This is a genomic window from Caballeronia sp. GAWG1-5s-s, from assembly GCF_023631445.1.
Lineage (GTDB): Bacteria > Pseudomonadota > Gammaproteobacteria > Burkholderiales > Burkholderiaceae > Caballeronia.
On the sequence record NZ_JALQDC010000034.1, the window covers coordinates 65,147 to 75,944 of the forward strand.

General features: G+C 59.9%; 11 protein-coding genes and 1 pseudogene. 7 read left to right on the forward strand and 5 right to left on the reverse strand.

The window, feature by feature from the left end; all coding sequences use genetic code 11:
- Positions 1–51 precede the first annotated feature (51 nt).
- The gene (locus NCR34_RS25895; RefSeq protein ID WP_248324011.1) at positions 52–1,305 is read right to left on the reverse strand and encodes an MFS transporter; all 1,254 of its coding nucleotides are present in this window, start codon (positions 1,303–1,305) and stop codon (positions 52–54) included.
- A gap of 954 nt (positions 1,306–2,259) precedes the next feature.
- Here NCR34_RS25895 and NCR34_RS25900 point away from each other — a divergent pair.
- The 7 genes from NCR34_RS25900 (at position 2,260) to NCR34_RS25930 (ending at position 9,421) form a co-directional block, all read left to right on the forward strand.
- The gene (locus tag NCR34_RS25900) at positions 2,260–2,715 is read left to right on the forward strand and encodes a hypothetical protein (protein WP_248324012.1); all 456 of its coding nucleotides are present in this window, start codon (positions 2,260–2,262) and stop codon (positions 2,713–2,715) included.
- 677 nt (positions 2,716–3,392) lie between these two features.
- Positions 3,393–4,484 (forward strand): ABC transporter ATP-binding protein, encoded by a 1,092-nt coding sequence (locus NCR34_RS25905; protein WP_248324013.1) that lies wholly within the window; start codon positions 3,393–3,395, stop codon positions 4,482–4,484.
- Positions 4,471–5,595: an ABC transporter ATP-binding protein gene (locus tag NCR34_RS25910; protein ID WP_248324014.1), complete on the forward strand. Its 1,125-nt coding sequence runs from the start codon at positions 4,471–4,473 to the stop codon at positions 5,593–5,595. The genes NCR34_RS25905 and NCR34_RS25910 overlap by 14 nt, the downstream gene beginning before the upstream one ends.
- Positions 5,592–6,488 (forward strand): carbohydrate ABC transporter permease, encoded by an 897-nt coding sequence (locus NCR34_RS25915; RefSeq protein ID WP_175942867.1) that lies wholly within the window; start codon positions 5,592–5,594, stop codon positions 6,486–6,488. The genes NCR34_RS25910 and NCR34_RS25915 overlap by 4 nt, the downstream gene beginning before the upstream one ends.
- Entirely contained in the window at positions 6,478–7,290 is an 813-nt protein-coding gene (locus tag NCR34_RS25920; protein WP_175942869.1) for a carbohydrate ABC transporter permease, read from the forward strand. The genes NCR34_RS25915 and NCR34_RS25920 overlap by 11 nt, the downstream gene beginning before the upstream one ends.
- Positions 7,290–7,571 carry a DUF2160 domain-containing protein gene (locus NCR34_RS25925; RefSeq protein ID WP_175942871.1) on the forward strand — a complete coding sequence of 94 codons (282 nt, stop codon included), beginning with the start codon at positions 7,290–7,292 and terminating at the stop codon, positions 7,569–7,571. Before NCR34_RS25920 ends, NCR34_RS25925 begins: the two co-directional genes overlap by 1 nt.
- Positions 7,572–7,681: 110 nt before the next feature.
- Positions 7,682–9,421, forward strand: coding sequence for an ABC transporter substrate-binding protein (locus NCR34_RS25930; RefSeq protein WP_248324015.1), 1,740 nt, complete (start codon positions 7,682–7,684; stop codon positions 9,419–9,421).
- Positions 9,422–9,769: 348 nt separating this feature from the next.
- Here NCR34_RS25930 and NCR34_RS25935 read toward each other — a convergent pair whose 3' ends face one another.
- The 4 genes and pseudogenes from NCR34_RS25935 to NCR34_RS25950 all read right to left on the reverse strand — a co-directional run.
- Entirely contained in the window at positions 9,770–9,988 is a 219-nt protein-coding gene (locus NCR34_RS25935; protein WP_248324016.1) for a hypothetical protein, read from the reverse strand.
- 4 nt (positions 9,989–9,992) lie between these two features.
- A complete protein-coding gene (locus NCR34_RS25940; protein WP_250501250.1) occupies positions 9,993–10,145 on the reverse strand; it encodes a hypothetical protein in 153 nt (50 codons plus the stop codon).
- Positions 10,146–10,254: 109 nt separating this feature from the next.
- Positions 10,255–10,578, reverse strand: a complete 324-nt coding sequence (locus NCR34_RS25945) for a hypothetical protein (protein WP_248324018.1) — start codon at positions 10,576–10,578, stop codon at positions 10,255–10,257.
- Positions 10,575–10,798, reverse strand: a pseudogene (locus NCR34_RS25950) (hypothetical protein); the annotation flags it as partial. The pseudogene NCR34_RS25950 and the gene NCR34_RS25945, both read right to left, overlap by 4 nt.

A 10,798-nucleotide genomic window follows, 5' to 3' on the forward strand; every position in this document is an offset into this window, starting at 1 on the left:
ACCGTCATGCCTTCCGAGGCGGCATAGCAGACGCATCGAATCGTGCTTGAGTTACCTCGGCTGCTCGCCTGCAGTGAGTTCAGGCCGAAGGACCGCGCGACGCTGAACGACTGCCGGCGCGGTCTCCTTCAGAAGCAAGCTGACCAGAATGCCGAGGATGACAGCGCACATCGGCAGCCAGAGGATGTTCGCGATACCGAAGTGGGTGGCGACATAGCCGCCCATCGCCGGCGCAATCCCGCCGCCGAAAATCTCGCCTACGCCCACCACTGCGCCAATGGATGTCGAGACAAGTCCGACCGGTGCAGCCTCTGTCGCCACGGGTCCGGACAGCAGCGAGACGAGGCCCAGCGTAAAGAAGGACGCGACAAATAGCACAGCAAAAAGCGCGAGCGGCTGAGCGCCGAGACCGCGGAAGATATAGAGCATCACGGCCGTTCCGGCGAAGCCCACGATGCTCGCCAGTCGGCGCCCGACGAGGTCCGAGAGGCCAGGCAAACCGAACTGGCCTAGAAAACCGCCAAAGCCGATAGCCGAGACGACGAGGCCCATCTTTTGTGTATCGAGCGAGAGGTAGTCAGTGAGATAAAGGGGCAGCAGGGCGCCGAGCACGAACACCCCCGTCATTGCGCAGCACAACGCCAGCATGGCGACAAGAATGTTTCGACTCTTGAGGACATGGCCTAGCGATGCCGGCGCATGTTCCGAAGCAACCTCCTTAACGACTTTCGGCTCGCGAATGACAAAGAACATGAGCGCTCCGAGAATTAGGCCCGGAATCGCAACTAAAGCAAAGACCCAACGCCACGTAACGAAAGCGAGCAACTGCGTGGCGATGATGGGCGACAACGCCAAGCCGAAGAGCGCAAAACCACTCTGCTGTAGACCGAGGTTCAGGCCGCGACGGCGCGGAAGCGATGCATCAGCTGTCGCCGCGAAGCTGGTCGGGCAAAAGGAGCCCTCTGCGACACCCATCAGCCCACGAATCGCGATGAGACTGAAGAGCCCGCCAGCGAGACCAGAGAAGCCCGAAAGCAGCGAGAACGCGATGATCGCCGGAATAAGCACCTTCCTGCGGCCCACCTTGTCCGAGATGCCTCCCATCAGCGCCGCGAATACGCCCCACGACAGGCCAAGGACTCCGATGCAGTTTCCTACGTCCTGCGCCGTCAGTCCGAGGTCCTTCATCATCGACGGAAACAGCGGCGCGATGAGCCATCTGTCCAATCCCACCAGCCCGAAGCCCAATGCCAGCAGCGTGACTGCCTTCCATTCGTACGAAGTGTCCCAGTCAGTTTCTTTCATTTCCGTCTCCGAGAGAGTCAGTTGTTGCAGGTGCGCAATGAGCGCAGTTGCACGTACCGACTCTGTTGCAGTTGTGCGCGGTGAAATCCGCGAGTGTGGTCGTCCGCCTTTGAGAGAGCACGATTCGATACAAAGGGGCAACGACCGAAAGATAGGGTGCGGGCGCGAGTCCTTGGTATGGAACAATCAGCGAACGCGCCATTTGCGAAATACGAATAATTGGGTCAGCGTGGTGGCGAACGTGTCGGCAGAAGGCTGCCGCGACCTACTGCAGCACCGAGGCGCCGTCTTCAGGAACGCATTAGGGGATTCCCCTGTAGACAGTCGCGCGGCGAGTGTGACGGAGCCTTGCTCTACGAGTGGGCAAACCCGCCTCGGCACCGTCTCAACGTTGCATAACCGACGTCGTCTCTGAGCACGCTGAGCAACAGGTGGTCGAAGGTTGAAGCAGCGCGCTCGACAGGAACGAGGCGAAGGGAAAGTGCCGAATTAAGGTATGCCAACAGATAGCGTTGCAAGACTGCACTGGACCTTTTCGCTGGCGTTAGCCGTGTGAGAAGGGAAAAGCATCGTCTTACAATGCCGACGAAGTTGCCCGGCTTAGCTACCGCCCGTCGCTCCCGTGCGGCGTCTGTATAGCCCGCTCGCTTCGAGCTTTTGTCGTCAGCAGGAGATCCAAGCCAAAAGGGTGCTTAGGACGTGAAATTGTCGTGTCCCTACGAGCAGCACCTCGAAACAGGCCATTTGATATTCGCGGCGAAACCCTCTATAACCTTGGAGAAGCCTTTCGAACGAGTTACGCGAGAATCATTCGTTTTGTCAGACGCGTTAATAGCATAGGAATGCGAAGCATATCGACGCGTTTTCGGCTCGTTCGCCAAAGCGATTCAACGGCAGGGGACGACAATGAACAGATCATTCGGACGTGTGAGCAGAGGTCAACTAGCTCTTTGCTTGCTCACGATTGTCGCGGCGTCTAACGGTGCCGCTCAGACCATCCCGAAGAAAGGAGTCATCGACGCGACGTACACCGCTGCGGGGACGGGCGTGAAAGAGGTCGCCGTCAGCGGGGATGATGTTGTGTACTTGTTCGAGTCGACTCTGTTGATGGGAAATGACAACAAGACGCCGTTCATGCGCAACGTGTCGGCCCACTGTCTAGAAGCCGGCTTCACTGCACAAAGCGGGACCGGCTACTGCGTGTACACCGATAAGGATGGGGACAAGTTCGTCGAGGCATTCAGCTATGCTTCGGGCTCAACGTCCGGAAAGGGGACGTTGAGTTCCGGCACGGGTAAGTTCAAGGGCATACAAGGCCAGTTCGACTGGCAACAAGTCCAAGTGCTGCCCGCCGAGAAAGGGTCCTACCATTACATCGGGAAGAAAACCGGTAGCTATCTTTTGCCCTGAGCCGTTTCATCCGTATCGTTGCACGCGCTAGCGGAGCATGGATCAGTACTTGAGATGCGCTGTGTCGCCACGTCGATTCAGCAAAGGCGTTGCGCATTCTCTCGCGCAGCAAGCGCAGGTGCATCCGCATGCGCTTACGGAAAACCCTCAGCGCTTGCTCTCCAACGCCTTCTGAGTATTGCGACGAAGCTCTGCCGGCTTTCGACTGCGAACCCGCCGAACAGTGAGTGACTGACGGTCGGCCCGACAAGGTGCTGCGTTTCGTTGCATCTCTGCAAGCGGTCGCGGCGGCTGTGTTCCGCATCGCTGTCCAAGTCGGACTGTACAACCCCGCTAGCCCATGACTTTCCTGTAGCGTCTGTCTTTCTGCATTGCCACCTTGCTGACGCGCACGACGCCCGCCAGCGAGAACCCGAGACCCGCCCCTCCCGCCCACGTCCGCGTGATCCCGCCTGTCCACGACATTGAAAAATGATCGTGCGTATGACGAGCCCAACTGTCCCTTCGGCCGCCCACCGTCGCCTCCCTTTCTTCCTGTCGTAAGGTTTACCCCGATTTAAACGAAATCCAACAAAAGGGACATTCTGGCTGCTGCACGTAATCCAAGCGAAATCCAATCGACGCCTTGAAGCCCCGCCTCTGCGACTGGCGTCGCGCACGCCGCAAAGGAGAGCGATTTGGTCCTGGAACTGGAGCGAGTCAGTGTCGTTTCTGGCGGGCAACCGCATCTGTACGGCGTGGATTTGCGCCTCGTCCCAGGCGCTATCAATGTGCTCCTCGGACCCACGCAGGCCGGTAAAACCACGCTGATGCGCGTCATGGCGGGTCTCGACAGGCCGAGTGAGGGCCGAGTGCTCGTCGACGGTCACGATGTGACAGGCGTCAGCGTGCGTCAGCGCAATCTCGCGATGGTCTATCAGCAGTTCATCAACTACCCGGCGATGACGGTATTCGAGAACATCGCCTCGCCTTTGCGCCTGCAAAAGACCGACGCCGCCGAGATCCGCCGGCGCGTGCAGGAAGTCGCAGGCAAATTGCATATCGATCATTTGTTGGAGCGGCGGCCCGGCGAACTGTCAGGCGGACAACAGCAGCGCTGCGCGCTCGCGCGTGCACTCGTGAAGCGTACGTCGCTGGTGCTGCTCGACGAGCCGCTCGTCAATCTCGATTACAAGCTGCGCGAGGAACTGCGCATGGAACTGACTACGCTCTTCGCCGACGGCAATACCACCGTCGTGTACGCGACCACCGAACCTCTCGAAGCGCTACTGCTGGGCGGCTATACGGCGATCGTCGATAAAGGCCGGGTCCTGCAGTTCGGCCCCACGCTCGACGTCTATAACGCTCCGGTCAACGTCGCGGCTGCGGCTGTGTTCAACGACCCGCCGATGAACATGCTGTCGAGCGACTGCGGCAACGGCCGCGCGCGTCTGCCGATCGGCGTGGAGGTGCCGGTCCAGCACGCGGACGCTGTGAACGGCGCGTGCCGCATCGGCATCCGGCCGGGGCATCTGCGTCTTCAGGCAAAGGCCTCTCATGCGATCGCCGTTCCGTGCCGGCTCGAACTCGCTGAACTGAGCGGCTCCGAAACGTACCTGCATCTGCGCACGCTGACCGGCGCGGTCAATCTGGTTGCGCAGTTGCAGGGCGTGCATCAGATCGAGCTCGGCGCGCAGCTCGACGTTTTCATCGACCCGCGAGAACTGTTCGTGTTCGGTGCGGATACCCGACTGGTGTCCAGCCCGGAGGCAGCTCATGGCGCGCATTGAGTTCACGAATCTCGGGCACGCTTATGGACCAGGTCCCGCGACGCGCGACGACTACGCGCTTCAACCTATGAGCATGGTCTGGGATGACGGCGGCGCTTATGCGTTGCTCGGTCCATCGGGGTGCGGCAAGACCACGCTACTGAACATCGTGTCGGGGCTCGTGAGGCCGTCCGAGGGCAAGGTGTTGTTCGACGGACGCGATGTGACGGCGCTCGGCGCACGTCAGCGCAACATCGCGCAGGTGTTCCAGTTCCCCGTGGTCTACGACACGATGACCGTCTACGAGAACCTCGCGTTTCCGCTCCGTAATCGCAAGCTGCCGGACGCCGAGGTCAAAAAGCGCGTGCACGAAGTCGCGGACATCCTCGATATGACGCGCGACCTGCCGCTCAGGGCGAGCAATCTGGCCGCCGACGCCAAACAGAAAATCTCGCTCGGGCGCGGCCTCGTGCGCAAGGACGTCGCGGCGATTCTCTTCGACGAACCGTTGACCGTGATCGACCCGGCGATGAAGTGGATGTTGCGCCGCCAGTTGAAGAAGATTCATCAGCAACTCAAGCTCACACTGATCTACGTGACGCACGATCAGGTAGAAGCGCTGACTTTCGCCGATGAAGTCGTGGTCATGACGAATGGCCGCGTCGTTCAGAAGGGAGGAGCCGATGCGCTCTTTCTGCGGCCGGATCACGCTTTTGTAGGCTACTTCATCGGCAGTCCGGGCATGAATCTTTGTCCGATCGAGCTCGACGGCGACGGCGCAAGAATCGGCTCGCAGCGTTTGCCGCTCGACGCCGGCACGCTCGCGACGCTACGGGCCGCGCATCAGCAGTCAAGCGGCGCGCTCAAGCTGGGGATTCGCCCTGAGTTCGTCCGCCTCTCGCAGGAAGGAGAAGCCGGCGCGGTCGCCGCGCAAGTGCTGCGCGCGCAACAGCTCGGCAACTATCAACTGGTCACCTTGCAATGCGACGGCCATGTTTTCAATGCGAAGCTCGAGCCGCATCTAAGAGTTGTCGACGGCCCTGCCTGGCTGCATCTCATCGCGCCTGAAACCGTGTTCTTCTGCAACGACGAGAGAATCGAAACCCGCATTCTGGAAGGGGCCGCGCGATGAACAAGCCCGTCAATCAAAAGGCATGGTTGCTGGTCATTCCGGTGTTCATCTGCGTCGCGTTCTCCGCGATCCTGCCGCTGATGACGGTGGTCAATTATTCGGTGCAGGACATCATCGGGCCGACCCAGCACGTGTTCGTCGGTACGGAATGGTTTCGCAACATCATGACCGACCCGGATCTGCGCGAGGCGCTCGGCAGACAGGTCATCTTCTCCGCGTGCGTTCTGCTGTTCGAGATTCCATTGGGCGTGGGTCTCGCATTGTCGATGCCGGCTTCCGGATGGCGGGCATCGGCCACGCTCATCGTGCTTGCCATGCCGTTGCTGATTCCGTGGAACGTGGTGGGCACGATCTGGCAGATCTTCGGGCGCCCGGATATCGGACTGCTCGGCTACTGGCTGAATAGTCTCGGCTTCGACTATAACTATACGGCGAGTCCCACGGCCGCATGGATCACCGTGCTCGTGATGGACATCTGGCACTGGACGCCGCTCGTCGCGCTGCTGTGCTATGCGGGATTGCGCGCGATTCCGGACGCCTTCTATCAGGCCGCGGAAATAGATGGCGCGAGCCGCTTCGCGGTATTCCGCTACATCGAATTGCCGAAGATGCGCGGCGTGCTGATGATCGCCGTGTTGCTGCGCTTCATGGACAGCTTCATGATCTACACCGAGCCGTTCGTGCTGACAGGCGGCGGTCCCGGCAATTCCACGACATTCCTCAGTCAGTATCTGACTCAGAAAGCGGTCGGTCAGTTCGACCTGGGACCGGCGGCGGCTTTCTCGCTGATTTATTTCCTGATCATTCTGCTGCTTTGCTTCATTCTCTATAGCTGGATGAGCCGCGTAGGCAAAGGCGAATCCGCCGCGCAAGGAGCCGACCATGCAGGATAAGCGCCGCTGGATGCGGACGTCGATGCTCGTCGTCTATGTGCTGTTCGCGCTCATTCCGCTTTACTGGATGGTTTCCATCTCACTGCGCACGAACGAGGAGACCATGTCGACGTTCGCCACGCTGCCGCAGCACGCGACGCTAGCGAACTACAAGGTGATCTTCACCGATCCCTCGTGGTACTGGGGCTACATCAATTCGATCATCTACGTGCTCATGAACACGGTGATGTCGGTGTTGGTCGCATTGCCTGCCGCGTACGCGTTCTCGCGATATCGCTTTCTCGGCGACAAGCATATGTTCTTCTGGCTGCTGACCAACCGCATGACGCCGCCCGCCGTATTCCTGCTTCCATTCTTCCAGCTGTATTCGAGCGTCGGCCTGACCGACACGTACATTGCCGTCGCACTCGCGCACATGCTGTTCAACGTGCCGCTTGCCGTGTGGATTCTCGAAGGTTTCATGTCGGGCGTCTCCCGAGAGATAGACGAAACCGCGTACATCGACGGTTATTCGTTTCCCGCATTCTTCGTGAAGATCTTTCTCCCGCTCATCAAGTCGGGCGTCGGCGTCACGGCTTTTTTCTGCTTCATGTTCAGCTGGGTCGAACTGCTGCTCGCGCGCACGCTGACTTCTGTCAACGCGAAACCTATCGCTGCGGTGATGACGCGGACCGTGTCGGCGGCCGGCATGGATTGGGGCGTGCTGTCGGCGGCGGGCGTGCTGACCATCGTTCCCGGCGCGCTGGTGATCTACTTCGTGCGCAACTACATCGCGAAAGGCTTCGCGATGGGGAGAGTGTGATGTTCACCTGGATGTACTGGACCCCCGAGGTGGCGATCTTCTTCGCCTGCATCGTCGTGATGCTGGGCGGCATGACCGTATGGGAACTGCGCTCGCCCACTCATGAACGCAAGGGCTTTTTGCCTATTCCGACGACGCGCGGTGACCGGCTGTTCATCGGCCTGTTGACTGCCGCGTATATCAATCTCGCGTGGCTCGCAATCAGCGACGAGGGCGCCAGTTCCTGGCCGGGGTTCGCGGCCTCCGTGCTGATACTGCTCGCGATCATGTGGAAGGGCTAGCAATCGGACGCATGGACGCATGCAATGGAGACGGGCAACTGCCGGTTCCGCTGATGCCCCCAGCGGGCGCCGACACGGTCGAAGGGGCACGGAAGAAACAGGAGAACACCATGCATCAGAGGAGACGGATCGTCACGCTGGCATTGGCGAGCATCGTGTCAGGTGCCTTCGCGAATCAGGCGCTCGCGGGCACGCCCGAGGCGCAGAAATGGGTGGACAGCGAGTTTCAACCGAGCACGCTTTCGAAACAGCAGCAGATGGACGAGATGAAATGGTTCATCGACACCGCTGCGAAACTCAAATCGCAGGGCGTCAAGGAGATTCATGTCGTGTCGGAAACCATCGACACGCATACCTACGAATCAAAGACGCTCGCTGCCGCGTTCAGTGAAATCACCGGCATTCAGGTGAAGCACGACATCATTCAGGAAGGCGACGTCGTCGAGAAATTGCAGACCTCGATGCAATCCGGGCAAAGCATCTACGACGGCTGGATCTCGGACTCCGATCTGATCGGAACGCACTATCGCTATGGCGTGATTGTTCCGCTGTCCGATTACATGGCAGGGGAGGGCAAGGAATACACGAACCCCGGGCTCGACCTGAAAGACTTCATCGGCACGAGCTTTACCACCGCGCCCGACAAGAAGCTCTATCAGCTTCCCGACCAACAGTTCGCGAATCTCTACTGGTTCCGCGCGGACTGGTTCGCACGCAAGGATCTGCAGGACAAGTTCAAGGCGAAGTATGGCTACGATCTCGGCGTGCCGGTCAACTGGTCCGCGTACGAAGACATCGCCGAGTTCTTCACGAACGATGTGAAGAACATCGACGGAGAGAAAGTTTACGGCCATATGGATTACGGCAAGAAGGACCCATCGCTCGGCTGGCGCTTCACGGACGCATGGCTCTCGATGGCGGGCGCAGCCGACAAGGGCATTCCGAACGGCATGCCCGTCGACGAATGGGGCATTCGCGTGACGCCCGACGGCTGTCATCCGGTGGGTGCGTCGGTATCGCGCGGCGGCGGCACCAACAGCCCGGCAGCAGTGTATGCGACGACCAAGTACATCGACTGGCTCAAGAAATACGCGCCGCCGGAAGCGTCGGGCATGACCTTCAGCGAGGCTGGCCCGGTGCCCGCGCAAGGCCGTATTGCGCAACAGGTGTTCTGGTACACGGCGTTCACGGCGTCGATGCTCAAGCCGGGCAACGTCACGAATGCGGACGGCACGCCGAAGTGGCGCATGGCGCCGTCGCCGCACGGCGCTTACTGGAAAGACGGCATGCAGAACGGCTATCAGGATGTCGGCTCGTGGACGTTCTTCAAGTCGACGCCGCCGAAGCAGCGAGCCGCCGCATGGCTGTACGCGCAGTTCGTCACGTCGAAGAGCGTGTCGCTCAAGAAGTCGATTGTCGGTCTCACGTTCATTCGCGACTCCGATATTCATAGCGACTACTTCACGAAAAACGCGGACAAATACGGCGGCTTGATCGAGTTCTATCGCAGTCCGGCGCGCGTCGCGTGGACGCCGACCGGCAACAACGTGCCCGATTATCCGAAGATGGCGCAACTCTGGTGGAAGAACGTGGGCACCGCGGTCGCGGGTGAGAAGACTCCGCAGGCTGCAATGGACAACCTCGCGAAAGAAATGGATCAGGTGTTGGCCCGTTTGCAGCGAGCCGGAATGAAGGTTTGCGCGCCGGAACTCAATCCGCAAAGCGATCCGTCCAAGTGGCTGTCAGACCAGCATGCGCCTTGGAAGCGCCTTGACAACGAAAAACCCAAGGGCGAAACAGTGAAGTATGAGCAACTGCTGTCAGCCTGGAAGGCGGGCAAGGTACGGTAGTGATTCGCGGGTGCTCGGCGGTCTCAACGCACAGGGCCGCTGGCAAGCCGCGCTCCAGCGCCTATCGACAAACGCGATGCGCCGGCCTCGCAACCGGCGCATCGCGTTCTGCTTCAGAAGCTATCGGTCAGAGTAGGGAAGTCCGAGGCGGAAGCCTACGACGTGATCGACCGCAAACGAGGTGGTCATGCCCGGCTGGAGAAGCAGGGCGTCACGCTGGACACTGCTTGGTTTTACTGCATTCGTCGACAGGCGAGCGCACAAGGTGTCTCTCTGCTGCACTGAGCACCCCCCTAAAAAAAAAACCCCGACCATTGGTCGGGGTTTTTTTTCTCGTCGTTCCGACGACTATTTGAAGCGCACAACGTAGTTGAGACGCCACTTCAACACAAAGAAAAGGATCTTGAGGAAGGGGATCAAGATACCCACTGCCCAGAGCAGAGTGAGCCCCGCCGCGAACAACAACGATTCGCTGAATCCGTTCTTCGGCAGATGGACAATCACGAACATGGAGAAAAACGACGCGGTGGCGATAATGGTGCGTCGCGTGTAAAACGGCAGCGCCATGAACCTAGCGTACATCATCGGCTCCTTCAGCTGAGCGGAGCCAGGCACGATGAAACAGATAAGCTGCCTCCCACGCAGCCAGCGCGGCGGCCACCAAAATCCACATGCGAACGCCGCGCGTCCAGTCGGCTTGCGCCAAGGTTTCTGAAAAGCCCATTTCTTCCTCCGTCGCCTATGCAGGCCTGAACTATACGTTCCTATCTTGTCAGCATTCTCGCATTGTCAAGCGGGCGCGAAGTGCACTGACGCCCCCTTCCATCGCGGCGTCAACCGAAGTTCAGGTTTTCAGCCAGAAACGCGTAGTCGAAGTCCGGTTCACCGTCGCGGTCGGTTTTGCTCGCAGCTGTAACGACCGCGTCGCCCGCGGATGTAACGATCGTTGGTCCGGCGATTGGCTGACCGGTCGCAGCCGGCGCATCGCGCGTCCCCGGCTGGTGGCTGACCGAAACGCTGCCTCGCAGCGCATCTTCGGCAAGGCGCTTCAACAGCGCCGCACGCTGCCTCGGGTTGGAGATCGCAACCAGAGCATCGAACAGCGCGGGCGTCACTACTTCGCTGATTGTTACCTTGATCTCCAAAGCGCCTGTCATGCGGGCACTCCTTCCTTGCGCTTCTTATCGCGCAGCAGCGTTGCCTCGCCAGCAGCAAGGAACCCCTTGACGTTCGTGAAACACGGATCTGCCATATGGTCGATCCTCAAATGGGGGAAACGCGCTTGTATCTCGGACTTGTAGTGTTGCCTTTCGCCGTAAAGGGGCCGGGTGTTTTCGGCGTAATGGCGCCAGCGAAAGGCGCCTGATTCGGGGCTCG

Bases quoted from the DNA above. Each gene is read 5' to 3' on its own strand.
- NCR34_RS25895 (WP_248324011.1), bottom strand. From the start codon at position 1,305: ATGAAAGAAACTGACTGGGACACTTCGTACGAATGGAAGGCAGTCACG.
- NCR34_RS25910 (WP_248324014.1), top strand. From the start codon at position 4,471: ATGGCGCGCATTGAGTTCACGAATCTCGGGCACGCTTATGGACCAGGT.
- NCR34_RS25915 (WP_175942867.1), top strand. From the start codon at position 5,592: ATGAACAAGCCCGTCAATCAAAAGGCATGGTTGCTGGTCATTCCGGTG.
- NCR34_RS25920 (WP_175942869.1), top strand. From the start codon at position 6,478: ATGCAGGATAAGCGCCGCTGGATGCGGACGTCGATGCTCGTCGTCTAT.
- NCR34_RS25925 (WP_175942871.1), top strand. From the start codon at position 7,290: ATGTTCACCTGGATGTACTGGACCCCCGAGGTGGCGATCTTCTTCGCC.
- NCR34_RS25930 (WP_248324015.1), top strand. From the start codon at position 7,682: ATGCATCAGAGGAGACGGATCGTCACGCTGGCATTGGCGAGCATCGTG.
- NCR34_RS25935 (WP_248324016.1), bottom strand. From the start codon at position 9,988: ATGGCGCTGCCGTTTTACACGCGACGCACCATTATCGCCACCGCGTCG.
- NCR34_RS25940 (WP_250501250.1), bottom strand. From the start codon at position 10,145: ATGGGCTTTTCAGAAACCTTGGCGCAAGCCGACTGGACGCGCGGCGTT.
- NCR34_RS25945 (WP_248324018.1), bottom strand. From the start codon at position 10,578: ATGACAGGCGCTTTGGAGATCAAGGTAACAATCAGCGAAGTAGTGACG.